We start from the raw sequence: 25774 nt of genomic DNA, 5'->3' as shown, positions 1-25774 counted from the left end.
GCACCCTTGGGAAATCCCCCTCTAAATTCCGATTTGAATGTGTGGTTTCCCCCTGATGAAAGTGTTGAAAGGCCAGGACATCCTGGCACTGGGTTTCATGACCTTCGCCCTGTTCGTAGGCGCCGGCAACATCATCTTCCCGCCGATGGTCGGCCTGCAGGCGGGCCCCCATGTGTGGATGGCAGCGCTGGGCTTCCTGATCACGGCTGTCGGCCTGCCGGTCGTCACGGTAGTGGCGCTGGCCAAGGTCGGCGGTGGCATGGATGCACTCAGCAGCCCGATCGGCAAAGTGGCCGGCGGTATCCTGGCGGCGGTGTGCTATCTGGCGGTAGGGCCGTTGTTCGCGACGCCGCGCACGGCCACGGTGTCTTTCGAAGTCGGCATGGCGCCGCTCACAGGTGACGGCCCATTGCCGCTGTTCCTCTACAGTCTGGTGTATTTCATCCTGGTGTTCTTCATCTCGCTGTACCCGGGCAAGCTGCTGGACACGGTAGGGCGCTTCCTGGCGCCGTTGAAGATCGTCGCCTTGGCTGCGCTGGGGATTGCCGCGTTCCTGCTGCCGGCCGGTCCCATTGGTGACGCGGTACCCGAGTATGCGGCCTCGCCGTTCTCGCAGGGGTTCATCAATGGTTACCTGACCATGGATACCCTTGGGGCGCTGGTGTTTGGCATCGTCATCGTCAATGCCATCCGTTCGCGCGGCGTCGAGTCGCCGCAGTTGATTACCCGCTACGCGATCATTGCCGGCCTGATCGCCGGGGTTGGCCTGGCCCTGGTCTACTTCAGCCTGTTCCGCTTGGGCGCGGGCAGCCACTCCATCGCTGCGGGCGCGGGTAATGGCGCGGCGGTATTGCACGCTTATGTGCAACACACCTTCGGGTCGATCGGTAGCGTATTTCTGGCGGTACTGATCTCGCTGGCGTGCCTTGTCACTGCGGTGGGCCTGACCTGTGCGTGTGCCGAGTATTTCAGCGAGGCGCTGCGACTGCCCTATAAAGCCCTGGTTGTCGCGCTGGCCTTGTTTTCGTTGCTGGTGTCGAACCTCGGATTGACCAACCTGATTCACTTCTCGATCCCGGTGCTGACGGCAATCTACCCGCCGTGCATCGCGTTGGTAGCGTTGAGTTTTTGCAAAGGGTTCTGGCATTCGCAAGGGCGCATCGTGGCGCCGGTGATGCTGGTCGCGTTGGTGTTCGGTATGGTCGATGCGATCAAAGGCACCAGCTACGCCAGCTACCTGCCGGACGTGTTGGCACACTTGCCGCTGAGTGATCAAGGCTTGGCCTGGCTGGTGCCGTCGGTGCTGGCGCTGCTGGCGGCGGTGATCTGTGATCGCTTGCTGGGTCGGCCGGAACATGCGGTGGCGTAATGCCTGGAATTCCTGCGGATTGTTCGTTGCGCTTTCGGCGGCGAAAGGGCTGTCAGAGCGACACATAATCCGCAGGATGAACTCTTTGTGCCCATAAATGCTACGCTCCTGCACTCAATGACTCAGGAGAGCAGGGCACATGGCGATGGCGATTGGCGGGTTTTTCGAGCTTGAATTCAATCGCGGGACCACGCTGTACCCTCAGGCGCTAGGGTTCAACAGCGCCCGCTTCGCTTTGCAGGCATTGCTGCAGGCCAGCGTCATCAAGCGTCTCTACCTCCCCGACTATACCTGTTCGACCATGCATGACGCGGCGCTGCGCTCGGGTGTGGAGGTGGTGCGCTACCCAGTCGATGATCAGTTGCAACCGGTGGAGTTGCCCACCTTGAATGCCGACGAGCATCTGCAATACGTCAATTACTTCGGGCTCAAGGATGATTACATCCGCCAGCGACTGTGGCCGGCGTTGTCCGGGCGATTGATCATCGATAATGCTCAGAGCCTGTTCAGTGCGCCTCTGGACGGCGTCCCCACGCTGTATTCCCCGCGCAAGTTCGTAGGCGTTCCGGACGGTGGCTGGCTGGTCAACGGCCCGGCGGATATACCAGGCCTCGAGCCAGGCAGCAGCGAAGGCCGTACCCGGGCGTTGATAGGGCGGTTGGAAGCCGGTCCAGAGCCGTTTTACGGGACGTTTATCGAGGTCGAGCACAGCATTCGCGACGAGGGCATGCGTGGCATGTCGGCCCTTACGGCGCGTTTGCTCGATGGCCTTGATTACTCACGCATCCGGGCACGTCGCCAAGCCAACTTCGCAGTGCTGCGCGAGCGCCTCGATGGGCTCAATGGCTTCAGTCTTTTTGCCGGGGTGAGCGCGCCCATGGTCTACCCGTTGCTGCTCGCCAGTGCGGAACAGGCCAATCAGGTGCGCAGCGCGTTGCAGCAGCAGCGCATCTACGTGGCGACCTACTGGCGTGAGTTGCTGGATGACCCAGCCCTGGGCGCGGCGGCCAGGCGCTGGACAGAGTGCATGCTGCCGTTGCCGATCGATCAGCGCTACGATGATGGCGATATGGAACGAGTGGCTGGCGCCGTTCTCCAAGCTTTAGGACGCACATAAAAGGGCCCGGGTCGTCCGCATGGCCCACGGCGTCCATCAAGGAGCGTTACCCATGAGTATTCCATTCTGGTGTGTGTTCATCAGTGCGCTGTTGATTTTCGTGGCCCGAGTGCCAGTGACTCGCGAGATGAAGGCGCAGGGTTACGACAACCATAATCCACGGGCGCAGCAGGCGAAGTTAAGCGGGCTGGGTGCGCGTGCAGTGGCGGCGCATCAAAACTGCTGGGAGGCTTTCACGTTGTTTGCGGTGGCGGTGCTGATGGCGCACACCACGCAGACTCAGGGGTGGCTGATCGATCTGCTGGCGATCCTGTTCGTGATCACTCGGGTGCTTTATCTGTTCCTGTACTGGAACGACAAGTCGAGCCCGCGCAGCCTGGTATGGCTTGTCGGTTTGATCTGCACCTTCTTGATCATGCTCAGCCCGGTGTATCGCCAGATCGTCATGGCGACGATCTAGGTCTACGTGGGGGCGCGATGTGCCCGCGAAGCTTTTCGCAGGCACAGCCCGCTCCCACAGGGATAGACGCAGTTACGGCTTGGTGGCCGGCACAGGCTGGGTTTCCGGAGCTTTTTGCATCATCGCGCCGTTCTGTTCCTTGGCGGCTTCCTGAGCGGACTGATTGCTGTCTTTGGCCGCTTCAGCATTTTCTTTCGCTGCATCATTCATCTTGCTTTGTGCCTGGTCCATTTTTTCCTGGGCCTGTTCGGCGTGCTGCTGGGCGTCTTGCGCCTTGTCTTCGGATTTTTTGTCGCAGGCCGCGAGGCCCAGGGCGGCAGTCAGCATCAAGGTCAATGCCAGAGATTTACGCATGGGGTGTTTCTCCTGTTTTATAGTGTTCACGCCCCCCTTCGAGCCGATACCCAATTTAAAGTTCCTTTCACTTGGGTGAACGCAAGTGATGGATCGCTATAGGTTTTTTGCTCGGCGGCGCGCGCCCGTCACGGTTTCAGGTAAGCCGGCTCTCTGTCTCGGGCTGTGCAGCGTGCGGATACATTTGCCTGGCATCGCATCGACATACCTGGCCTTGAAATCCTCACTCACGCCCCCATCTGTTGCTCATCCCGCCGCAAACCGGCCAGTGCCGAGCGTGTCGCTCAGCTCAAGGTAAGCGGCTTCTGCCATCTGATTGGAGTGTGTGACCATGAGCGTGGAAACTCAAAAAGAAACCCTGGGCTTCCAGACCGAGGTGAAGCAACTGCTGCACCTCATGATCCATTCGCTGTATTCCAACAAGGAAATCTTCCTTCGCGAATTGATCTCCAACGCTTCCGACGCCGTCGACAAGCTGCGCTTCGAAGCCCTGGCCAAGCCAGAGCTGCTTGAAGGCGCTGGCGAGCTGAAGATTCGCGTAAGCTTCGACAAGGACGCCAAGACCGTCACGCTCGAAGACAACGGCATCGGCATGAACCGCCAGGACGTGATCACACACCTGGGCACCATCGCCAAGTCCGGCACTGCCGACTTCATGAAAAACCTCAGCGGCGACCAGAAGAAGGACTCGCACCTGATCGGTCAGTTCGGCGTCGGCTTCTACTCGGCGTTCATCGTCGCCGACCAGGTCGAAGTATTCAGCCGTCGTGCCGGCACCGCTGCCAGCGAGGGTGTGCACTGGTCGTCCAAGGGCGAAGGCGAGTTTGAAGTCGCCAACGTCGACAAGGCCGAGCGCGGCACCCGCATCGTGCTGCACCTCAAGGCCGCTGAAGACGAGTTTGCCGACGGCTATCGCCTGCGCAACATCATCAAGAAGTACTCGGATCACATCGCCCTGCCGATCGAATTGCCTAAAGAGCAGGCGCCCGCCGCTGAGGGCGAAGAGCAGCCCGCGCTGGAGTGGGAAACCGTCAACCGCGCCAGTGCCCTCTGGACCCGTCCACGTACCGAGATCAAGGACGAGGAATACCAGGAGTTCTACAAGCACATCGGTCACGATTACGAGAACCCGCTGAGCTGGAGCCACAACAAGGTCGAAGGCAAGCTGGAATACAGCTCGTTGCTGTACGTGCCGGCCCGCGCGCCGTTCGACCTGTACCAGCGTGAAGCCCCGCGCGGCCTCAAGCTCTATGTGCAGCGCGTGTTCGTCATGGACCAGGCAGAATCCTTCCTGCCGCTGTACCTGCGCTTCATCAAGGGTGTGGTCGATTCAAACGACCTGTCGCTGAACGTATCGCGTGAAATCCTGCAGAAGGATCCGATCATCGACTCGATGAAATCGGCCCTGACCAAGCGCGTGCTGGACATGCTGGAAAAATTGGCGAAGAACGAACCCGAGCAATACAAGGGCTTCTGGAAGAACTTCGGCCAGGTCATCAAGGAAGGCCCGGCTGAAGACTTCGCCAACAAGGAGAAGATCGCCGGCCTGCTGCGCTTCGCGTCGACTCACGACAGCAGCGGCGAGCAATCCGTCGGCCTGGCTGAATACCTGGCTCGCGCCAAGGAAGGTCAGGACAAGATCTACTTCCTGACCGGCGAATCCTACGCTCAGGTCAAGGACAGCCCGCACCTGGAAGTCTTCCGCAAGAAAGGCATCGAAGTGCTGTTGCTGACAGATCGCATCGACGAGTGGCTGATGAGCTACCTGACCGACTTCGATGGCAAGGGCTTCGTTGACGTCGCCCGTGGCGACCTGGATCTGGGTAAGCTGGATTCCGACGAGGACAAAAAAGCCCAGGAAGAAGTCGCCAAGGACAAGGAAGGCCTGGTCGAGCGCCTCAAGGCTGCGCTGGGTGATGTGGTCAGCGAGGTGCGGGTTTCGCATCGCCTGACCGACTCGCCGGCGATTCTGGCCATCGGGGAGCAGGACCTGGGCCTGCAGATGCGTCAGATCCTAGAAGCGAGTGGGCAGAAAGTGCCGGACTCCAAGCCTATCTTTGAATTCAACCCGGCCCACCCGCTGATCGAAAAACTGGACAACGAGCAGAGCGAAGACCGTTTCGCCGACTTCTCGCACATCCTCTTCGACCAGGCCGCACTCGCGGCAGGGGACAGCCTGAAAGACCCGGCGGCGTATGTGCGTCGCCTGAACAAGTTGCTGGTTGAGCTGTCAGTCTAACCAGTCGCAGATCAAACCCGCTTCGGCGGGTTTTTTCGTTACAGTCGTCAAGACTTCAATTGGGGAATAAATCCATGAGCGCAGTCACTGTTCAATCCGTTGTCTATCAGATCGATGGCATCGATTACGAAAGCCGTCTGGTGTATGACGCAGATGTCGTTTCCCCACGTCCTGGCCTGGTGATGGCCCCCAACTGGATGGGCGTCAGCGAAGGCGCTGAGCGTATCGCCCAGTCCGTGGCTTCCAAAGGCTACGTAGTGCTGCTGGCTGACCTCTATGGGCAGGCGGTGCGTCCACAGAATGGCGATCAGGCTGCAGCGGCGATGACACCGTTGAAGAATGATCGTGCGCTGCTGAACAAGCGTATGCAAGCGGCGCTGGATCAGTTGCAAAGCCAGACCGTAGCCAGCGTCAACAGCGCCAAGCTGGCGGCTTTCGGTTTCTGCTTCGGCGGTTGCTGTGCATTGGAGTTGGCCCGTACCGGCGCGCCATTGAAGGCGGCAGTGTCGTTCCACGGTACCCTGGATACGCCGAATCCGGCTGATGGCAAGAACATCAAGGGCAAGGTCCTTGTATTGCATGGCGCCAGCGACCCGCTGGTTCCCAAGGAGCAACTGCCAGCATTCGAGAAGGAAATGAACGACGCTGGTGTGGATTGGACCCTGACCAGTTTCGGCGGCGCGTATCACTCGTTCACCGATACCGAAGCCAACAATCCTGGCGTGCAGATGTACAACAAGACGGTCGCCGATCGTGCGTTCGCCTCGATGCACTACCTGTTGGATGAAGTGTTCCAGGACTGATCCGCGCTTGCCTCACCACAGCTCAAAGCAAAAACAAAAAAGGCGCCTTTCGGCGCCTTTCTTGTTAAGCAAGGTCGAACCTTACTTGCCCTGCCAGCGTTGCAGTACCAGGGTAGCGTTGGTGCCGCCGAAGCCGAAGCTGTTGCTCATCACGGTGTTGAGCTCGACGTTTTCTTTGGTGACAGTCTGGATCGGCAGATCGGCGACTGCTGGGTCCAGCTCGTCGATGTTGGCCGAGCCGGCGATGAAGTTGCCTTCCATCATCAGCATGCAGTAGATCGCTTCATGTACGCCTGCGGCGCCCAGAGAGTGACCCGACAGGCTCTTGGTGGAGCTGATGGCCGGCGCCTTGGCACCGAACACTTCGCGCACACCTTTGATTTCCGCGACGTCGCCGACCGGAGTCGAGGTGCCGTGGGTGTTCAGATAGTCGATTGGTGCGTCGACGGTAGACATTGCCATCTGCATGCAGCGGATGGCGCCTTCGCCGCTCGGTGCGACCATGTCGTAGCCATCGGAAGTGGCGCCGTAGCCGACGATTTCAGCGTAGATCTTGGCGCCGCGGGCGAGGGCGTGTTCGAGCTCTTCGACCACCACCATGCCGCCACCACCGGCGATGACGAAACCGTCACGGTCGTTGTCATAGGCGCGGGAGGCTTTCTCCGGGGTGTCGTTGCGCTTGCTGGACAACGCGCCCATTGCGTCGAACAGGAACGACTGGCTCCAATGCTCTTCTTCACCGCCGCCGGCAAAGACGATGTCCTGCTTGCCCATCTGAATCTGCTCCATGGCGGTGCCGATGCAGTGAGCGCTGGTGGCGCAGGCCGAAGCGATCGAGTAGTTCAGACCCTTGATCTTGAAGGGGGTGGCCAGGCAAGCCGACACCGTGCTGCTCATGGTGCGGGTGACGCGGTACGGGCCGACGCGCTTGACGCCTTTTTCGCGCAGGATGTCCAGCGCTTCCATCTGGTTGAGGGTCGACGCGCCGCCGGAGCCGGCGATCAGGCCGGTGCGGGGGTTGGAGACCATCTCTTCCGTCAGGCCCGAGTCCTTGATGGCATCGGCCATGGCAAGGTACGCGTACGCGGCGGCGTGGCCGACGAAACGGAAGACTTTACGGTCGATCAGCTCTTCGAGGTTGAGGTCGATGGAGCCGGAAACCTGGCTGCGCAAACCCATTTCGGCATATTCCGGGTTGAATCGGATGCCAGGGCGGCTCGCCCGCAGGTTTGCGGAGACGGTGTCTTTGTCATTGCCCAAGCAGGAAACAATGCCCAGACCAGTGATAACGACGCGGCGCATGCGGATAACCCTTAGAAATTTTCGGTGGATGTGAACACGCCGACCCGAAGGCCTTCGGCGGTGTAGATCTGCTTACCGTCAACGCTGACAGTACCATCGGCGATTGCCAGGTTCAGCTTGCCCTTCATGACACGCTTGATCTGGATGTTGTACGTGACCTTCTTGGCGGTCGGCAGTACCTGACCGGTGAATTTCACCTCGCCCGAGCCCAGTGCGCGACCGCGGCCAGGCAAGCCCTGCCAGCCCAGGAAGAAGCCGACCAACTGCCACATGGCGTCGAGGCCCAGGCAGCCCGGCATTACCGGGTCGCCTTCGAAATGGCAGGCGAAGAACCACAGGTCCGGGTTGATATCCAGCTCGGCGACCAATTCACCTTTGCCGTATGCACCGCCTTCTTCGCTGATATGAGTGATGCGATCCACCATCAGCATGTTGCCGGCGGGCAGTTGCGCATTACCTTGGCCGAACAGCTCACCGCGACTGCAGCGCAGCAGGTCTTCCCGGGTAAAGGCGTTTTGTTTGGTCATGCGAGCTCCTCAATAGTCCCTGCCTGGCAGGGGGCAAATCTTCCCGATCGACCCGTTGGATGAAGGCCGAGTCGGCAGCCTGTACATAGACTATTGCGTAATGATGAAAGTCACAGCACAGAGTATACGAATGTACAGGTGTGCACTGAAATGGTTTTTCGGACGTTTTTTTTGGTCCGAGTAAATGTCAAAGACTCCCGTACTCTAACATTTTCGTCACCTGGTGGCAGCCGTTTAGCGCCAATGCCCGCCGATGTGTCTGCGTAGCAGGGCGCAGAAGGGCTCGCCCAAGGCGGTAATGACGCGTTTCAGGATATCCAGCGCTGCAGGATCAGCAACAGATCGCTGCGTTTGAACGGTTTGGCCAGGTAATCGTTCATCCCGGCGTCGATACAGGCTTCCCGATCGCCATGCAGCGCGTTGGCGGTGAGGGCAATGACAGGAACGTCGTTATGCAACGTTAGCAGACGAATTCTGCGTGTGGCTTCGTATCCGTCGATGACCGGCAGACGGCAATCCATCAGTACCGCATCGAAGCGCAAACGCGATACTTCCGTCACTGCCTGGGCGCCATCGCCGACCACGCTGACGGTGAAGCCCAGGCTGCGCAGCATGGCTTCGATAACGGTCTGGTTGACCGGATTGTCTTCCACCAGCAGCACGTGCAAGCCGGTCCCGATGGTCTTGGTGCCATCGTTGGGACTTGATCGTGCGGGCGCTGGCACGCTGACCACCAGCGGCGGGTTGCTCAATGCCAGCGGCAGTTCCAGGGTAAAGGTGGAGCCCTGGCCGACCTCGCTGTCGGCATGCAGGGTGCCGCCCATGCGCTCGGCCAGGTTACGCGCAATCGGCAGGCCCAGGCCGGTGCCGCCGTAGCGCCGGGAAATCGAACTGTCGGCCTGGCGGAAGGCGACGAACATCGATTCGAGGTTCTGCGCGCTGATACCGATGCCAGTGTCGCTCACCGTACAGGTCAGCCAGATCAGGTCGTGGTCCAACGCCTGGCTGGAGACTTCGATACGCACATGGCCCGCCTCGGTGAACTTCAACGCGTTGCCGATCAGGTTGACCAGTATCTGCCGGATGCGCGTCGGGTCGCCGGCGACGTGCACGCCACGCAACGCTGCACCGATTTCCAGCTCCAGGCGCAGGCCGCGCTGCTCGGCATCGAGGCGGAAGGGCTGGGCAATCAGTTCGATCAGTTGCGGCAAGTCGAAAGCGATGTGTTCCAGTTCCAGGTTGGCGCGCTCGATACGCGAGAAATCGAGAATGTCGTTGATGACCTTGAGCAAGTGTTCGGTCGATTGAGTCGCCAGCGCGGCATATTCCTTCTGCTCGTCGGTCATCTGCGTGGTTTCGAGCAACTGCAGCATGCCCAGCACGCCGTTCATGGGTGTGCGCAATTCGTGGCTCATCATCGCCAGGAATTCCGATTTGGCGCTGTTGGCGCGTTCTGCTTCTTCGCGGGTATGGATGAGTTCGTCCATGGCCACGCGCTGCTCGTGGCTGGCTTGTTGCAGCCCGGTGGCCAGTTCGTTGAGGTGGCGCGCCAGTTCGCCCAGCTCGGTATCGCCAGGGGGTACCGGCAGTACGGCCTGGAAGTCGCCCTCGCGAATGGCAGTGACGGCGGCGCTCATGTCGCTGATCGGTTGTGACAGGTCGCGGGACAGGCGCCGGGCCAGCAGGAAGGTCAGAATCAAGGCGAACAGCGCCAGCACACCGGCCTTGAGGACGATCTCCTGCTGGCGCTGGCTGAACGCGTCATCCGACATGCCGACAATCACTCGACCTAGATACTCGGGCAGTTCGCCGCTGATCTCGCTGGGTGGCACGCCGCGCTCGGTGGCGTCCTTGAGAGCGTTGCGCTGCTGGCGAATGGGAGCCTGGAACACCTCGATGCGTCGGGACGGCGTGTCGCCCTCGCTGGGCTGCTCGACGTAGGCGAGGATGCGGTCCTGAGCATTCTGGATTTCCAGGAAACGCACATGGGGAATCGCCAGGGTGGCGTTCATCAGTGCTTCAAGCACGTCAGTGTTACCCGTCACTACGCCGTATTCGGAGGCGGGGGCCAACTGGTTGGCGATCAACTGGCCGGTGTGGTTGAGTTCCTGGCGCAGGTCCTGGATGCGGACGAAGGTGAAAAAACAGATCAACAGCAGCGTCAGCAAGATCGCCGGGCCCAGGCTGATCAGCTGGGTGCGGGTATGGATATCCCACTTGCGCCGCAGCTTCACCGGCGCCTCCGATCAACGCCCACAATAACGGGATCGACGCCAGGGACGCTCGATGAACGAGGGGAATGAAGGGGGTGGGATTGCACGACAGCAGTGTGTCCACAAAGATTTATGAAGCATGGTAACTGACTGTTACGACATTTTCAGTCACATACATGCATTCTCGACGGAGAACCGCGTCGCTGGCGCTGTCCTACCCCATAGCGTGTGCGCGACCGCACGCCGAAGGACTGGTGGTGCCGACACCGCCCCGTATAATGCGACCTTTGTCACTGTAACCCGCTAACGGATTGAATATGACTGATAAACAGCCTGTGGCAGTGCTAGGCGGTGGCAGTTTCGGGACCGCCGCCGCCAATCTGCTGGCCGAGAATGGTCATCGTGTGCTGCAGTGGATGCGCGACCCCGAGCAGGCCCGTGCCATGCGCGAGCAGCGGGAGAATCCACGCTACCTCAAGGGCATCAAGGTGCATCCAGGCGTGGAGCCGGTCACCGACCTGCTGGCCACGCTCGAAGCGGCGCCGCTGATTTTCGTGGCCCTGCCGTCCAGCGCCCTGCGTGCGGTATTGGCCGACCACGAGGCGCTGCTGGCGGGCAAGATGATGGTCAGTCTGACCAAGGGCATCGAGGCCCAGTCGTTCAAATTGATGAGCGAGATCCTCGAGGAGATCGCTCCGCGAGCGCGTATCGGTGTGCTCTCCGGGCCGAACCTGGCCCGTGAAGTGGCCGAGCACGCCCTGACCGCCACCGTCATCGCCAGCGCCGACGAGCAGCTCTGCCAGAGCGTCCAGCAGGCGCTGCACGGCCCGACGTTTCGGGTGTATGCAAGCACCGATCGCTTTGGCGTCGAGCTCGGCGGCGCGCTCAAGAACGTGTACGCGATTATCGCCGGCATGGCCGTGGCGCTGGGCATGGGCGAGAACACCAAGAGCATGCTGATCACCCGTGCCCTGGCGGAGATGACCCGCTTTGCCGTCAGCCAGGGTGCCAACCCCATGACCTTCCTCGGGCTCGCCGGCGTCGGCGACCTGATCGTCACCTGCTCGTCGCCCAAGAGCCGTAACTATCAGGTCGGTTTTGCCTTGGGCGAAGGCCTCAGCCTGGAAGAGGCGGTCAGCCGCCTGGGCGAAGTAGCGGAGGGCGTCAACACCCTCAAGGTGCTGAAAGCCAAGGCGCAGGAGGCGCAGGTCTATATGCCACTGGTCGCCGGGCTACACGCGATTCTGTTCGAGGGTCGTACCTTGAAGCAGGTCATCGAAGTGCTGATGCATGCCGAACCCAAGACCGATGTCGACTTCATCTCGATCAGCGGTTTCAATTGATTGCTCGCCAAGGTACTCCGCCATGAACGCTCCCCGTCCCCCCTCGACCCATGAATCGATCATTCTGCGCATCGTCTGGATGCTGGTGTTCGTCCTCGTCTGGCAGGTCGCGCAGTTTCTGCTCGGCGCGCTGGTCTTGGTACAACTGATCTACCGTCTGATCTACAGCGCGCCGAACGCCGGGCTGATGAACTTCGGCGACAGCCTGAGCCAGTACCTGGCGCAGATCGGCCGTTTCGGCAGTTTTCATACCGAGCAAAAGCCTTGGCCGTTCAGCGACTGGCCGGCGCCGCGCCCACCTGAAGGCGAAGCGCCCCACAGCGTACCGCCCGCCGCGCATCCGGTGCGCGACGAGGACCCCAAGCTATGAAGCTATGGGTACTGCGCCATGGTGAGGCGCACCATCAGGCGCCGACCGATGCCGAGCGGGAGCTGACCGAGGCGGGGCGCGCAGAGGTGCTGCGCAGCGCAGCGCATCTGCAAGGGCTGGCGCTGGACGCTATCTATGCCAGCCCCTATGTTCGGGCGCAGCAGACGGCGAAGTTGGTCCGCGACGCACTCGGTCATGGCGAACCCATGAGGACAGTGGCGTGGCTGACACCGGACCAGTCGCCGAGTGCAGTCATCACTCAGTTGGAGGCGATAAAGCTGGAAAACATCCTGCTGGTCAGCCATCAACCCCTGGTCAGCACCTTGCTCGGGCTGCTGGACAACCATGAACATCACATGGGTACCGCCAGCCTGGCAGAGCTGGACGGCGAGTGGCCGTTGGCCGGGTTGATGACGCTCAAGAGCCTGCGGCACGCTTGACCCTCGCCGCAGCCGCTGTGCCCGAACTGGCATAGCCGCGCGCCTTGGCGGCTGACCGGAACGCCGTTGGCGATGGCGTTTCCGGGCATTGCCCATCTGCGACGTGCTGCGGACAATCCATGCGTGCGCTCCTGCCTTTGAAGCTTTTGTTCCGGACGATTGATCGTATGCCGCAGCTCCTGTTCTTCGCCCACGCCAATGGTTTCCCCTCTGCGACCTACGGCAAGCTGTTCGCTGCCCTGTCAGCGCAATTCACGGTTGTCCACCTTCCCATGCACGCCCATGATCCGCGCTTTCCGGTGGACGACAACTGGACCAGCCTGGTAGACGAGTTGATCCTGCACCTCGAGGCCCAGCCCGAGCCCATCTGGGGCGTGGGACATTCTCTGGGCGGAGTGCTGCAACTGCATGCGGCGCTGCGGCGCCCAGACCTGTATCGGGGCGTGATCATGCTCGATTCGCCGCTGCTCACCACGCGCGACCAATGGGTGATTCGCGCCGCCAAGCGCTTGGGTCTGATCGACCGTTTGACGCCTGCCGGGCGCACCTTGGGACGGCGCGAGGAGTTTGCCGACCTGGCTTGCGCCCGTGAGTATTTCGCGGGCAAGGCGCTGTTTCGCCATTTCGATGCGCAGTGCCTTGAGGCCTATCTGCAGCACGGTTTGCGAGTCGAGGGGCAGGGGTTGCGGCTACGCTTCGATCCGGCCACGGAAATCAGCATCTATCGCAGCGTCCCCCATCTGCACCCCGTGCGCCTGCAGCAGTTGCAAGTGCCGCTGGCATTGGTGGGCGGGGTGCAAAGCCAGGTGGTGCTGCGTCATCATGCGCGAGCGGCTCAGCGACTGGCCCAAGGGGAGTTTCATGGCGTACCCGGTGGGCACATGTTTCCCCTTGAGCGGCCGCTGCAAACGGCCGAGCTGATCCGTGAGGTTATTACCCGCTGGCAGGCGTCAGCGTCAATCCGTCATCAGGAGTCTTGTCTATGAAGGCCGTGCAAGAGTTGAGATTGACCTTGCCGCATATCGAATTGGCCGCTCATGCGTTCGGGCCCGAAGACGGCCAGCCGGTGCTGGCCCTGCATGGCTGGCTCGACAACGCCAACAGTTTCGCGCGCCTGGCACCACGCCTGCACGGGCTGCGCATCGTGGCGCTGGACATGGCCGGGCACGGGTTTTCCGATCATCGTCCGGCGGGTGCCAGCTATGCCCTCTGGGATTATGCCCACGACGTGCTGCAGGCTGCCGAACAACTGGGCTGGGAGCGCTTTGCCTTGCTCGGGCATTCACTCGGCGCGATCGTTGCGACACTCGTCGCTGGCGCCGTGCCGGAGCGCATCGAGCGGGTGGTGCTGATCGACGGTATCGTGCCGCCCAATCCGCTGCCCCATGATCCGGTGGCGCGCATGGGCCTGGCACTGCGCGAGCAGTTGGCGCTCGGACGCAAGCGCAAGACTGTGCATCCGACGCTGGAGCGGGCCATCGAAGCGCGGATGAAAGGCCACGTCGCGGTATCGCGAGAAGCCTCCGAACTACTGGGCGAGCGCAGCCTGATGCCAGTGCCGGGCGGCTTCACCTGGCGTAGCGATTCGCGCCTGATGCTCAGTTCGCCGGTGCGTCTGAGTGAGGAGCAGGCATTGGCATTCGCCCGTGCCATCGAGTGCCCGGCCCAGTTGATCATCGCCCAGGACGGGCGCTTGGCACAGGAGGCCGAGCTGCTCGGGCGCCTGCCGTGGGCCCCGGTATTCCTGCCAGGCGGCCACCACTTGCACCTCAATGATGAGGCCGGCGCCGATCTTGTCGCAGACTGTATCAATAGATTCTTCGCCGTTCCTTGACTTGCACCAGTGAACTGCCGAGGCTTGGCGGGTTGAAATGGAGACAACCATGATAAAGCCTCACCTGGCCAGCCTTGCGCTGTTGCTTTCATCGCTGGCCGTGCCAGCTGCCTGGGCCGTCGACGTTGGCGCTCGGGTACACGAGGTCGATGCCACGCCCATCGATGAACGCCCAGTGACCGAGCAGGAACGTATCTACCCCTTGGGCGCATTACGCAAGATCAGCGGGCAGCTGCGCATGGAGTCGCAGATCAACGCCCGCGGCCAGGTAAGTTCGGTGACCTATGAACTGCCCCCCGAGCGCAATGCCAAGGAGGCGTTTGCCGCCGCTCGGCAAAGCTTGCAGACCCCGGGCACCCAGTTGCTGTTCTTGTGCGAGGCGCGAGAATGCGGTGAAAGCAGCCTGTGGGCCAACGAGATCTTCAGCAACGCCAAGCTGCTCGGTGCCGACGATCAGCAAAGATTTTTCCTCCTGCGTCTGGCCTCACCCGATGCCGATACCCTGCTGGCAGTCTATTCCGTCACCCGCACCAACCGGCTTGTATCGATGCATGTCGAACAGTTCACCGCTGATGCGCCGCTGGGCGAAGTCTTGCCTAACCCCGCCACCGTGCTGAACGAGCTGCGCACGACCGGTATGCTCGATTACCCCGCCCTGGCCTCTGCGCCGGCCGCACCTTGGGTGACCTTATTGAGCCGCGCCCTGAACCTGGACAGCAGTCTGCGGGTCACATTGGCCGGGCAGGGGGCTGCGGCCTGGCAAACGGCACTGGTCGCTGCCGGGGTACGGGAATCCCGCCTCCAACTGGGTACCCTGGAACAACCCGGGCTGCACATCACACTGATTCGCTGAGCCTGTGGCTGCAGTCGTAACACTTTTTCCTGGATGGAACCCGCAATGCTCAATACCGACCGTCTATTGGTCCAGATTCTGCTGCTCGCGCTGCTAGGGGCATGCCTGTGGGTGATGATGCCGTTCGCTTCGGCACTGTTGTGGGGAGCGATCCTCGCCTATGCCAGCTGGCCGTTGATGCGCCTGCTGACCCGCTGGCTGGGTGGGCGGGAAACGTTGGCGGCAGCGATTCTGACGTGCGGCTGGATGCTGCTGGTGATCCTGCCGCTGGTGTGGCTGGGGTTCAACCTGGTCGACCATGTGCGCGATGCCACGGCCTTTATCCGTGACGTTCAGGTCGATGGTCTGCCGGCGGCGCCGCAATGGCTGGGTAATCTGCCACTGGTAGGCCCGCGCTTGTTACAAACCTGGGAAAGCCTCGACCACCAGGGCGCGGCCTTGCTGCAAAGCGCCAAGCCGTACTTCGGTCAGGTCGGCAACTGGTTGCTGGCGCGCAGTGCGCAAGTGGGTGGCGGCTTGCTCGAATTGACCCTGAGCCTGGTGTTCGTGTTCTTCTTCTACCGTGACGGGCCGCGGGTCGAGGCCTTTGTGCTGCGCTTGCTGGAACGCCTGATTGGCGAGCGCGCCGGTTACTACCTCGAGTTGGTGGCCGGGACGGTTCAGCGGGTGGTCAATGGTGTGATCGGTACGGCGGCTGCGCAGGCGCTGCTGGCGCTGATCGGCTTTCTGATTGCCGGTGTGCCGGGCGCATTGGTGTTGGGGATCGTCACCTTCATGCTCAGCCTGATCCCCATGGGGCCGCCGTTGGCGTGGGTACCCGCGACGCTATGGCTGGCGTGGAAGGGTGACTACGGCATGGCGATCTTTCTCGGGGTCTACGGGACGTTCGTCATCAGTGGCGTCGATAACGTGCTCAAGCCTTATCTGATCAGCCGAGGCGGTGATCTGCCGTTGGTGATCGTGCTGCTGGGGGTATTCGGCGGGTTACTGGCGTTCGGCTTTATCGGCCTGTTCATCGGCCCGACGCTGCTGGCGGTGGCTTACAGTCTGCTGATGGACTGGACCCGTACGAACAAGGCAGTTTGATCCACGCTGAACCCCTATGAGATCGAGCGCTGCCCGCGAAAGGGCCGTCCCTGAATACGCAGTGCGTCAGTTATGGCGTCTTCGCGGGCAGAGCCCGCTCCCACAGGGGAGTAATCGCAAGCTTTACGCAGAAGCGCTCAACTGGCTGCCTACAGTCTGGCTGTTATCCAGCTGATACTCGCGATTGATGCTGGCGATGAGTTTGCTCAGCGCTGCAGACGTTTCACTCTGGCTGCTGCTGGTGTCAGAGCTGCTGGAGCTGTCGCTGCTCATCGCGCTGCTCAACTCGGAGGCCGAGATGCTGCCGTTGCCGTCGCTGTCGAGGGCGCTGAACAAGGCGTCGCTGGACGTGGAGCTGGCGTTCTGGGCAGGTGGCGGTGGTGGAGGAGTCATGGCGGCGGCCAACTCGTCGGCGCTGATCGTGCCGTCCTTGTTGGTATCCAGCGCCGAAAACACCTGGCTGCTGTCGGTGCTGCTGCCAGCGCTGCTCAGGGCAGTGCTCAACTCGTCGCTGCTGACCGAGCCGTCGCCATCGCTGTCCAGAGAGGCGAGCAGGTCGTCGACCATCTGGCTGTCGCCAGGGCCGTCAGTCGGTGGCTGGGTGCCGGCCTCCAGCTCGTCCAGGCTCAAGCCGCTGCTGGAGTCGCCGTCGAGCTTGCTGAAGTTCTGGCTCAAACTCACCAGAATACCGCTCAGGCCCTTGTCGCCGCTGCTTTCGCTGCTGGACAGCGCAGTGCTCAGCTCGGTGCTGCTGACCGAGCCGTCGCCGTCGGTGTCCAGGCTGGCAAACAGCTGCTCCTGGAATTTCTTTGCGGCGGCTGCGCTGGTGGTGCTGGTTGTGCTATTCGTGCTGCTGAGTGAGCTGTAATAGCTCGAAGAACTGCTGATGCCACTGATCATTGGGCATGCTCCCCTGTGTTGGGCCGGTGACGGTCCACCGGCTCATGGAGAATTGCAACAAAGTATGTCCAGCGTGTGTGGCGATTGTATCGGCGCCGCTAGGTCCTGAGCACCGCATGCTCGCCCCGAGACAGGCGAACCACGGCCGTGAGGCCTCCGCCGGGTGTTTCCTCCAGGCTCAGGCTGCCGCCCAGGCGATGAGCGGCTTCCTTGGCGATGGTCATGCCCAGGCCCACGCCGCCGGAATTGCGATTGCGCGAGCCTTCAAGGCGGAAGAACGGCTCGAACACCGCTTCGCGCTTGTCGGCGCTGATACCGGGGCCGTGATCGATCACCCGCACCACCACCTCGGTGGCGCCATCGGTGATCTCGATCTGGGTCGCACCGGCGTAGCGCAGGGCGTTATCCAACAGATTGCTCAGGCACGAACGCAGCGCCATGGGTTGCGTCTGCAGTGGCGCACACTGGCCGCGGGCCTCGACCAGTGCGCCGTTGTCTTCAGCGTTCTCGCAGAGCGATTCCACCAGCGCCTGCAGGTCGTAGCGCTGCAGGGCCTCGCTGGTGCGCTGTTCGTGCAGGTAGGTGAGGGTCGAGTCGAGCATGCCGATCATGTCGTCCAGATCCTGACGCATCTGGCCCTGAAGTTTCTCGTTGTCGATCTGCTCCAGGCGCAGCTTGAGCCGCGAAAGCGGCGTGCGCAGGTCGTGGGACACCGCGCCCAGCATGCGTGATCGCTGCTGCACCTGTTCGCGAATACGCCGTTGCATCACGTTGAAGGTGCTGGCGGCGCGGCGCGCTTCGCTGGGGCCGGTTTCTTCCAGCGCCGGGGCGTCGAGGTTTTCGCTCAGGCGTTCGGCGGCTTCGCTGAAGCGCTGGATGGGGCGCGCCAGCAACTTGGCACCGTACCAGGCGGCGATGATCAAAATGATGAACTGGAATATGAACGGCACCAGCGGCCCGCCCCACCAAGGGCGCGGACGCGGGCGCAGATGTTCGTTACGCTCGAACGCCTCGATTTTTTCATCGGCTGTGGCATTGGCGCTGTCGACAAACGACTCGTTCGGTTGCATGTGCGGCGGCGGGGGTGGCGGTGGTGGGCCGCCATACGCCTGGAACCAAAGAAATGCCAGCAAATGGGCGATGATGATCGCCCCGAGCGAGACGCCGAACAGCCTGGCGAACAGCGTATCGCCTCGCATCAGCCAATTTCTCTCGCATCGAACAGGTAGCCTTCGCCGCGTACGGTCTTGATCAACTGCGGCGCTTTTGGATCATCACCGAGTTTCTGCCGCAGGCGCGAGACCAGCAGGTCGATGCTGCGGTCGAAGGCTTCGATCGAGCGGCCCCGGGCGGCATCCAGCAGTTGCTCGCGGCTCAACACCCGACGCGGTCGCTCGAGAAATACCCACAGCAGGCGAAATTCGGCATTGGACAGCGGCACCACCAGGCCGTCGGCGGAGATCAACTGACGCAGCACGCTGTTCAGGCGCCAGTTATCGAAGCGCACGTTACCGCGTTGGTCGCTGCGATCATCACGCACACGGCGCAGGATGGTCTGGATGCGCGCCACCAGTTCACGAGGCTCGAAGGGCTTGGCCATGTAATCGTCGGCGCCCAGTTCGAGGCCGATGATACGGTCGGTCGGCTCGCAGCGCGCGGTGAGCATGAGGATCGGAATGTCCGACTCGGCGCGCAGCCAGCGGCACAGGGACAAGCCGTCTTCGCCGGGCAGCATCAGGTCCAGCACCACGACGTCGAAAACGTCTTCCTGCAACGCCTGGCGCATGCCCTCGCCATCGGTGACACCGAAGCCGAGGATGCCGAAGCGGGCCAGGTAGTCGATCAGCAGCTCGCGAATCGGCACGTCGTCGTCAACGATGAGCGCCCGAGTGTTCCAGCGTTTTTCGTCTTCACCGAGGGAAGCTTTGCTGGCATCGCTGGAGGAGATCGGGGAGTTCTGCATGCTTGCGGTCATCTGCCTGGTAGGGCTGCCGGCCTCACGGCGGGCGGCGGGGTGTAGTGTGCAGGACAGTTGCAGGTCGCAAAGAGCGGGCGATCTGTCGACTGCAGCGTCCGGTGGCCGGACGGTACAGGGGATAAGTATGCCGGGCATTTCCTGAATGTATCAGTCTAGATACATTTCTGCTTTCTGCGACTTTTCAAACAGCTTCCCCCCAATCCCTCACAGGGTTGGCGAAACGGTAGGGGATAATACGCCTTTCGCTGCTATGCATCGAAGTCGGCGAGGGCATTGATGGTCAAGGCACTTGCATCACTTTATGCTTGCCGCTGCAGCGCCAGCCCGGCGATTTGGAAGATGCCTGAACCATGAGTCAGCCCCCCACCATTCTGGTCATCGACGACGAACCACAGATCCGCAAGTTTCTGCGCATCAGCCTCAGCTCTCAAGGCTATAGGGTGATCGAGGCAGCCAACGGCGAGGAAGGTCTGACCCAGGCCGCGCTGGCCAGCCCGGCGCTGATAGTGTTGGATCTCGGGCTGCCGGACATGGATGGCCAAGCGGTGCTGCGCGAGCTGCGACAATGGTCGGCGGTGCCGGTGCTGGTACTGTCGGTGCGCGCCGGGGAGGGCGACAAGGTCGAGGCACTGGACGGCGGCGCCAACGATTACGTGAGCAAGCCCTTTGGCATTCAGGAGTTCCTCGCCCGGGTGCGGGTGTTGTTGCGCCAGGCAGCCGTGGTGCCGGTCAGCAGCGCGGCGATCCTGACGCGGGGCGAGTTGAGTATCGATCTGGCCTCCCGGCAGGTGTCGCTGGCGGGCCTTGCAGTCACCCTGACCCGCAAGGAGTACGCGCTGCTAGCGTTGCTGGCTCAGCACGCCGGCCGCGTGCTCACCCAGCAGCAGTTGCTCAAGGACATCTGGGGGCCGAGCCACGCCGAGGACAGCCACTATCTGCGTATCGTGGTCGGCCATTTGCGCCACAAGCTCGGCGACGACCCCACCGCGCCACGCTATATCGTCACCGAGCCAGGGGTGGGGTATCGGTTGCTTTAGTTGATACACGAGGGTCTCTTGGTCAGCAGAGGCCCGGTCAGACGCCGCGGTCAATAAACCCTGTCAGTGTTTTTCACTTTCATAGTTATCCAACGTATCGCTGGCGATTTCCCGCCCCAAGGCAATCAGTTCCGGCGCCTTGTAGAACTCGAAAAAACGACACACCCGCTTTGGCACGTTGATCAGTACATCCGGCGGATAGCCCGCAATCTTGTATTGCGCCAGCGAGGTCTGCATCACCTCGAAACTCTGGTTGATCAGGTCTAGCAAGGAAGCCGGGCCGACGTTGTCGATGATCACCGAGCCGGTCGCGGACTTTGGCGCGGCTTCGGCCAGCGGCGCGGCGGCCGCTTGTTGCAGGGTCGGATTGGCCGTTTCGGCCAGCCAAGGATTGGGCAGCACGGCGGCATCTGCCTTGAGTGTCTGTTGCTCCAGGCGCAGCAGTTGTTCGGCCTGCTTGCGCCGGAATGGCAGATGCGAGCCCAGCGAGCTGAGTAACTGATCGAAGCGCAAACGGAACGCCGCCGGCCGCTCTATCACCGGCAGCGTGTAATGATTCTGCGCTGTGGAATTGAGGTTGACCGCGATGATCAGGTCGCAGTGGCTGGACACCACCGGCACGATCGGCAACGGATTCAACAAGCCGCCATCGACCAGCGTGCGATTGCCTTGGACTACTGGGGTGAACAAGCTCGGGATCGCCGCCGAAGCGCGCATGGCCTGGTGCAGGCAGCCCTCCTGAAACCAGATCTCCTGCTGGTTGGTCAGGTCGGTGGCGACGGCGGTGTAAGGAATGCGCAGGTCCTCGATATTGACCTCGCCGACGATCTTGCGAATCTGCCCGAATACCTTCTCGCCACGAATGGCGCCCAGCTTGAAACTGACATCCACCAGGCGCAGTACGTCGAGGTAGTCCAGGCTCTCGATCCAACGCCGGTATTCATCGAGCTTGCCGGCGGCGTAAATGCCACCGACCACCGCGCCCATGGAGCATCCGGCAATGCAGGCGATTTCATAGCCCCGCCGTTCGATTTCCTCGATCACGCCAATGTGCGCATAACCACGCGCACCGCCAGAGCCGAGGACCAATGCCACCCGCTTTTTCATCGATCGATTCCGCCGTCGTCGCAATGCCATCAGCATGCCACGCATCGGTTGTTTCAGCGCATGAAATACCGGTTAAAAAGAGCGGACGAACGGCACTTATCGCTAGGTGAAACGTCTGATTGGGCACTACCCTATGTTTTTTCTCGAGGTGTCACCCATGAAAGCCTGGATCTGTGTGCCGTTGTTTGCTTTGGTACTGACGGGTTGCGCCGGCAAGACAGCCTATCGCGATAGTTGCGCCACTAATCTGGACGCCGCCTGGCACGAGCTGGATCTGGCCAAGGCCGAAGGTTTTGCCGGGACAGTGAGCTACTCCAAGGCACTGGGGCTGCTGACCGGTGCCAAGACCCAACAGCAAGTCGAAGCGTTCGAGGGTTGCGATAGCAAGGCCGAGAAGGCACGCTTCTACATTCGTGAGTCTCGCGCCGGGCGTTGATCGTCCGCAGTAAGTACCTGCTGCCAGGCTGGCGGCAGGTGCCTTGGGCTATCGGTACAGGGAGCGTCGAGCCATGCGTCATGCACTTGAAGCCTGTCTGCAAGCCGTCAATGAAATACTACTGGGCAAGGAAGTCCAGGTCCGCCTGGCGCTGACCTGCCTGATCGCCAACGGTCATCTGTTGATCGAAGACCTGCCCGGCATGGGCAAGACCACCCTCAGCCATACCTTGGCAAAAGTGCTGGGTCTGAGCTTTCAGCGCATCCAGTTCACTTCCGACCTGCTCCCCAGCGACATCCTCGGCACCTCGGTGTTCGACAAGGACAGTGGCCAGTTCGTGTTCCACCCTGGGCCGATCTTCGCCGAACTGATTCTGGCCGACGAAATCAACCGCGCCACCCCCAAGAGCCAGAGCGCCTTGCTCGAAGCCATGGAGGAGGGGCAGGTGACCATCGAAGGTGCGACGCGTGCGCTGCCGCAGCCGTTCTTCGTCATTGCCACTCAGAACCCCACCAGTCAGGGCGGCACCTTCGCGCTGCCGGAGTCGCAGCTCGATCGCTTTCTCATGCGTCTGTCCCTTGGTTATCCGGCCAAGGCGGCGGAGAAAGCCTTGCTGTTGGGCGAGGCGCGGCGGGATCTGCTGCCACGCATGACGGCGTTGCTCAGCCATGCCCAGCTCGCCGAGTTGCAGGCTCAGGCCAGGCGCGTGCGCGTCAGCGATGCGCTGGTCGATTATGTTTTGCGCCTGGTCGAGGCGACGCGCACCCAGCCGCAGTTCGCCTGGGGCCTGTCGCCGCGTGGCAGCCTGGCGCTGCTGGCGGCGGCGCGAGCCTGGGCCTTGGTGGTGGGCCGCGACTATGTGATTCCCGAAGACGTGCAAGCCGTGCTTCCTTCAGTAGTCAGCCACCGGCTGCGTGAGCGCGCCGACCCGACCGGGCAGGGCGGCAGTGCCCTGGTGCAGTGGCTGTTGCGCGAAGTACCGACGCTTTGATCGCCGCGCTGGACCGTCGCTGGCGCCAGTGGCAGGCGCGCCGCACGCCGGCGGTGGCGCGGCTGGAACTTGGTCAGCGGCATATCTTCATCATGCCCAATCGCCTGGGCAGCAGTTTTTTGCTGACCTTGCTGCTCATTTTGCTGGCGGCCATCAATTACCAGAACAGCCTGGCCTACGCCCTGGTATTTCTGCTGGGGTCGATCTTTGTGGTGGCTATTTTGCATACCTTTCGCAATCTGTCGGGGTTGTGGGTCAGCGGCGTGGCCACCGGGGCGGTATTCGTCGGCGAGCAGGCGCGGTTCACCTTGCGCCTCGAGAGCCGCGACAAGCTGCACCAAGCGATTGCCGCAGGCTGGTCGCGTGGCGGTCTGCAGCGAGTCGACATCGATGTCGGCCATGTCATGGAGCTGGAACTTGACCTGCCCAGCGACAAGCGCGGCTGGCTGGTAGCGCCACGGGTGTGTGTCGAGACCAGCTTTCCATTGGGCGTGCTGCGTGCATGGAGCTGGATCGATCCGGGCCAGCGCGTGCTGGTCTATCCGCAGCCGCTGGAAGGCGAATTGCCGACCCTGGCCACGGCACCCACCGATGTCGAAGACGAGGGCATGCGCACGCTGGGGCAGGGCGTCGATGACTATCAGGGGCTCAGGGAGTATCAGCCGGGTGACTCCTGGCGACGTTTGCACTGGAAAGCCTGGTCCCGGGGCGGCGCCTTGTTGATCAAGGAGTTCGCCGAGCTGCGTGGGCGTGATCTGAGCCTGGATTTTCTGGCGCTGGGCGGCGATGTCGAACAGCGCCTGTCGCGCCTGTGCTACTGGGTGCTGACGCTGTCGGCGCAGCAGCGTGCGTTCTCGCTGCAACTGCCCGGGCAACTGCTCGCCAGCGCCAGTGGCGAGGCGCACCGCGAAGCCTGTCTGCGCGCCCTGGCGCTCTACGGGCAGGGCGCATGAGCGTCGCGGCTATCCCGCGCGTCAGCCTAGGCTGGCTGTTGCTGGCGCAGGCGCTGGTGATGCTGCCGTTCTGTTTTCAGCTGCCGCTGTGGATGATCGCCCTGTGGCTTGGTTGCAGCCTGTGGCGCGTGCAGATGTTTCGCATGCGCGCGGCCATCCCCGGCAAGTGGCTGAAGGCCGGGTTGCTGCTGGTTACCGCGGTGTGCGTCTACCTGTCCAGCGGGCGTCTGTTGGGGTTGGAGACAGCCGCCGCGTTGCTGGTCGCGACGTTTTTGCTGAAATTGGTCGAGATGCATAGCCCGCGCGATGCCCAGGTGCTGATCCTGCTGGGGTTCTTTTGCGTAGTGGTGGGCTACCTGTTCGACGACAGCCTGCCGTGGGCCCTGTACAGCCTGTTGCCGGTGACCGCGTTGCTCGCGGCGTTGATCGGTCTGCAGCAGGCGCGGCTGGTGGCCAATCCCTTGGCGACGTTGCGCACGGCGGCGATGCTGATGCTGCAAGCGCTGCCATTGATGCTGTTACTGTTCGTGTTCTTCCCCCGCTTGCCACCGTTGTGGTCGTTGCCGATGCCGGGTAACCAGGCCCGGACCGGCCTGAGCGACAGTATGTCGGCGGCCGATATCACCGAGCTGGGCCGCTCGCCCGCGGTGGCCTTCCGAGTCAGCTTCGACACGCCGATGCCGGCGCATGACCAGCTGTATTGGCGTGTACTGACGCTTGACCGCTATGACGGTCGGCGCTGGAGCCAGACGCCGTTCACCGGGCTGAACACGGTGTCGCCGTGGCAACCGCAAGGTGAGCCGTGGCGTTATCGAATAATCCAGGAGCCCAGCGGGCAGCCGTGGCTGGCGGCGTTGGATGTGGCCCGGCCACCGAGTGCCGAGGTGCGTCAGTCCAGTGATTTCGCCCTGCGTCGCCAGCGCCCGATCACCCAGCCGTTCGCTTACAGCCTGAGCTCCTGGCCCCAGGTGCTGCGTGATCCCCAGCCTCTGAGCGATAGCGAGCGCATCCAGGCCTTGCGCCTGCCCACTAGCGGCGATCCACGTACCCGCGCCTGGGCCCAGGACTTGAAAGCGCGCTATGCGCAGGCCCCGGCGCTGGTGCAGGCGATACTCACGCACTTTCATGACCAGGACTACCACTACACCCTCAAGCCGCAGGCGCTAGGGGTGGACGCGGTGGACGATTTTCTGTTCAACAGCCGCCGCGGTTTCTGCGCGCACTTTGCCGGCGCCATGGTCTACGTACTGCGGGCAGCGGGGATCCCGGCGCGGGTGGTGGCGGGTTATCAGGGCGGGGAGTTGAACCCGGCGGGCAAGTTCATCACCGTGCGCCAGTACGATGCCCATGCCTGGGTCGAGTACTGGCAGCCGGAGCAGGGCTGGCGCAGCGTCGATCCGACGTTTGCCGTAGCGCCGCAACGCATCGATGTCGGCCTGGCCGAGGCCTTGGCCAGCGATGAGGACTTTCTGCCGGACTCGCCGTTTTCGCCGTTGCGCTATTCCAATCTGGCCTGGCTGAATGACCTGCGCCTGGGCTGGGACAACCTCAATTATGGTTGGCAACGCTGGGTGCTGGGGTATCAGGGCGAGCAGCAGGGCGCGTTGATGCTGGCCTGGTTCAAGGGGCTGGCGGCGTGGATATTGCCGGTGGGCGGCGTGTCGATCATGTTGATACTGACGCTGGTGCTGCTCAAGCCCTGGCGGGCGCGGCAGGAACTCGCACTGCGCCAGTTCCAGCGCTTCGAGCGATTGCTGGCCCGCCTTGGCCTGCAGCGCGAGCCCGGGGAGGGGCCGCAGGCCTTTGCCGACCGGGCGGCGCTGGCATTACCGGAGCAGGCGGCGGCGATCAACAGATTCGCCGAAGCCTTTGTTGCCCAGCGTTATGCCGGCGAGGCTGCTGTGCCTGCGATCCTCGACCAGCGCCTTGACGAACTGCGCCGCGCCGCAAGAAAGCCCCGCCGGCCTTAGTAGGGAGGGGGCTTGCCCCCGATAAGGCCAGCCCTTCGTTCTGCGGCGTGTCATGGATGACTCTGTCGGGGGCAAGCCTGCGCCGCTACGGT

25 protein-coding genes are annotated in these 25774 nt (G+C 62.2%); 17 read left to right on the top strand and 8 right to left on the bottom strand.

The features are described 5' to 3' along the window. Positions 1-55 precede the first annotated feature (55 nt). The 3 genes from brnQ to REH34_RS05025 all read left to right on the top strand — a co-directional run bounded on the left by brnQ (position 56) and on the right by REH34_RS05025 (position 2946). Positions 56-1369 carry a branched-chain amino acid transport system II carrier protein gene (gene brnQ / locus REH34_RS05035; RefSeq protein WP_311970972.1) on the top strand — a complete coding sequence of 438 codons (1314 nt, stop codon included), beginning with the start codon at positions 56-58 and terminating at the stop codon, positions 1367-1369. Positions 1370-1508: 139 nt separating this feature from the next. Then, on the top strand, positions 1509-2486 hold the full coding sequence (locus REH34_RS05030) for a hypothetical protein (protein WP_311970971.1): 978 nt from the start codon (positions 1509-1511) through the stop codon (positions 2484-2486). A 52-nt stretch (positions 2487-2538) separates the two neighbouring features. Beyond that, positions 2539-2946, top strand: a complete 408-nt coding sequence (locus REH34_RS05025; RefSeq protein WP_226506600.1) for an MAPEG family protein — start codon at positions 2539-2541, stop codon at positions 2944-2946. A 72-nt stretch (positions 2947-3018) separates the two neighbouring features. Here the strand turns inward: REH34_RS05025 and REH34_RS05020 are convergent, their stop codons facing one another. Continuing rightward, positions 3019-3300 (bottom strand): hypothetical protein, encoded by a 282-nt coding sequence (locus tag REH34_RS05020; RefSeq protein ID WP_226506703.1) that lies wholly within the window; start codon positions 3298-3300, stop codon positions 3019-3021. A gap of 331 nt (positions 3301-3631) precedes the next feature. On the opposite strand from REH34_RS05020, the gene htpG reads away from it, so the two are divergent. Together htpG and REH34_RS05010 are read left to right on the top strand one after the other, a co-directional pair. Then, the gene (htpG, locus tag REH34_RS05015) at positions 3632-5539 is read left to right on the top strand and encodes a molecular chaperone HtpG (RefSeq protein ID WP_226506599.1); all 1908 of its coding nucleotides are present in this window, start codon (positions 3632-3634) and stop codon (positions 5537-5539) included. A gap of 74 nt (positions 5540-5613) precedes the next feature. Beyond that, complete coding sequence (locus tag REH34_RS05010) at positions 5614-6342, top strand: dienelactone hydrolase family protein (RefSeq protein ID WP_226506598.1); 729 nt, start codon at positions 5614-5616, stop codon at positions 6340-6342. An 81-nt stretch (positions 6343-6423) separates the two neighbouring features. On the opposite strand, the gene fabB is transcribed toward REH34_RS05010, so the two are convergent. From fabB to REH34_RS04995, 3 genes are all read right to left on the bottom strand, one after another. Next, a complete protein-coding gene (gene fabB / locus REH34_RS05005) occupies positions 6424-7644 on the bottom strand; it encodes a beta-ketoacyl-ACP synthase I (RefSeq protein ID WP_311970970.1) in 1221 nt (406 codons plus the stop codon). A gap of 11 nt (positions 7645-7655) precedes the next feature. Then, on the bottom strand, positions 7656-8171 hold the full coding sequence (gene fabA, locus REH34_RS05000) for a 3-hydroxyacyl-[acyl-carrier-protein] dehydratase FabA (RefSeq protein WP_226506596.1): 516 nt from the start codon (positions 8169-8171) through the stop codon (positions 7656-7658). A 308-nt stretch (positions 8172-8479) separates the two neighbouring features. Next, entirely contained in the window at positions 8480-10405 is a 1926-nt protein-coding gene (locus REH34_RS04995; RefSeq protein ID WP_311970969.1) for an ATP-binding protein, read from the bottom strand. Positions 10406-10701: 296 nt separating this feature from the next. Here REH34_RS04995 and REH34_RS04990 point away from each other — a divergent pair, with 296 nt between their 5' ends. The 7 genes from REH34_RS04990 (at position 10702) to REH34_RS04960 (ending at position 16310) form a co-directional block, all read left to right on the top strand. Next, complete coding sequence (locus REH34_RS04990) at positions 10702-11727, top strand: NAD(P)H-dependent glycerol-3-phosphate dehydrogenase (RefSeq protein ID WP_226506594.1); 1026 nt, start codon at positions 10702-10704, stop codon at positions 11725-11727. 22 nt (positions 11728-11749) lie between these two features. Next, positions 11750-12097 carry a DUF4389 domain-containing protein gene (locus REH34_RS04985; protein WP_311970968.1) on the top strand — a complete coding sequence of 116 codons (348 nt, stop codon included), beginning with the start codon at positions 11750-11752 and terminating at the stop codon, positions 12095-12097. Beyond that, positions 12094-12537, top strand: a complete 444-nt coding sequence (gene sixA, locus REH34_RS04980) for a phosphohistidine phosphatase SixA (RefSeq protein WP_311970967.1) — start codon at positions 12094-12096, stop codon at positions 12535-12537. Before REH34_RS04985 ends, sixA begins: the two co-directional genes overlap by 4 nt. Positions 12538-12704: 167 nt before the next feature. Beyond that, positions 12705-13523, top strand: coding sequence for an alpha/beta fold hydrolase (locus REH34_RS04975; protein ID WP_226506591.1), 819 nt, complete (start codon positions 12705-12707; stop codon positions 13521-13523). Next, a complete protein-coding gene (locus REH34_RS04970) occupies positions 13520-14371 on the top strand; it encodes an alpha/beta hydrolase (RefSeq protein ID WP_311970966.1) in 852 nt (283 codons plus the stop codon). The genes REH34_RS04975 and REH34_RS04970 overlap by 4 nt, the downstream gene beginning before the upstream one ends. 37 nt (positions 14372-14408) lie before the next feature. After that, the gene (locus tag REH34_RS04965; RefSeq protein ID WP_409373248.1) at positions 14409-15224 is read left to right on the top strand and encodes a DUF4892 domain-containing protein; all 816 of its coding nucleotides are present in this window, start codon (positions 14409-14411) and stop codon (positions 15222-15224) included. 45 nt (positions 15225-15269) lie between these two features. Next, a complete protein-coding gene (locus REH34_RS04960; RefSeq protein WP_226506589.1) occupies positions 15270-16310 on the top strand; it encodes an AI-2E family transporter in 1041 nt (346 codons plus the stop codon). Positions 16311-16433: 123 nt separating this feature from the next. Here REH34_RS04960 and xopAW read toward each other — a convergent pair whose 3' ends face one another. The 3 genes from xopAW to REH34_RS04945 form a co-directional block, all read right to left on the bottom strand. Continuing rightward, positions 16434-17210, bottom strand: coding sequence for an EF-hand domain-containing protein (xopAW, locus tag REH34_RS04955; RefSeq protein WP_226506588.1), 777 nt, complete (start codon positions 17208-17210; stop codon positions 16434-16436). Positions 17211-17308: 98 nt separating this feature from the next. Further along, positions 17309-18409, bottom strand: a complete 1101-nt coding sequence (locus tag REH34_RS04950; protein WP_311970965.1) for a HAMP domain-containing sensor histidine kinase — start codon at positions 18407-18409, stop codon at positions 17309-17311. Then, positions 18409-19173: a response regulator gene (locus REH34_RS04945; protein WP_226506586.1), complete on the bottom strand. Its 765-nt coding sequence runs from the start codon at positions 19171-19173 to the stop codon at positions 18409-18411. The genes REH34_RS04950 and REH34_RS04945 overlap by 1 nt, the downstream gene beginning before the upstream one ends. Positions 19174-19538: 365 nt before the next feature. Here REH34_RS04945 and REH34_RS04940 point away from each other — a divergent pair, with 365 nt between their 5' ends. After that, entirely contained in the window at positions 19539-20225 is a 687-nt protein-coding gene (locus tag REH34_RS04940; RefSeq protein ID WP_226506585.1) for a response regulator, read from the top strand. Between the two features lie 63 nt (positions 20226-20288). Here the strand turns inward: REH34_RS04940 and REH34_RS04935 are convergent, their stop codons facing one another. Continuing rightward, positions 20289-21332 (bottom strand): patatin-like phospholipase family protein, encoded by a 1044-nt coding sequence (locus REH34_RS04935; RefSeq protein ID WP_311970964.1) that lies wholly within the window; start codon positions 21330-21332, stop codon positions 20289-20291. A gap of 157 nt (positions 21333-21489) precedes the next feature. Here REH34_RS04935 and REH34_RS04930 point away from each other — a divergent pair, with 157 nt between their 5' ends. The 4 genes from REH34_RS04930 to REH34_RS04915 all read left to right on the top strand — a co-directional run bounded on the left by REH34_RS04930 (position 21490) and on the right by REH34_RS04915 (position 25682). Beyond that, positions 21490-21768, top strand: coding sequence for a hypothetical protein (locus REH34_RS04930; protein WP_226506583.1), 279 nt, complete (start codon positions 21490-21492; stop codon positions 21766-21768). A gap of 73 nt (positions 21769-21841) precedes the next feature. Beyond that, the gene (locus tag REH34_RS04925; protein ID WP_226506582.1) at positions 21842-22759 is read left to right on the top strand and encodes a MoxR family ATPase; all 918 of its coding nucleotides are present in this window, start codon (positions 21842-21844) and stop codon (positions 22757-22759) included. Then, positions 22729-23712 carry a DUF58 domain-containing protein gene (locus tag REH34_RS04920; RefSeq protein WP_409373247.1) on the top strand — a complete coding sequence of 328 codons (984 nt, stop codon included), beginning with the start codon at positions 22729-22731 and terminating at the stop codon, positions 23710-23712. The genes REH34_RS04925 and REH34_RS04920 overlap by 31 nt, the downstream gene beginning before the upstream one ends. Continuing rightward, complete coding sequence (locus REH34_RS04915) at positions 23673-25682, top strand: DUF3488 and DUF4129 domain-containing transglutaminase family protein (RefSeq protein ID WP_409373311.1); 2010 nt, start codon at positions 23673-23675, stop codon at positions 25680-25682. Before REH34_RS04920 ends, REH34_RS04915 begins: the two co-directional genes overlap by 40 nt. Positions 25683-25774 lie beyond the last annotated feature (92 nt).

The organism is Pseudomonas baltica, assembly GCF_031880315.1.
Classification (GTDB): Bacteria; Pseudomonadota; Gammaproteobacteria; order Pseudomonadales; family Pseudomonadaceae; genus Aquipseudomonas.
The sequence above is the reverse complement of the archived record's forward strand: the minus strand, read 5'-3'. Positions and strand labels throughout refer to the sequence as shown.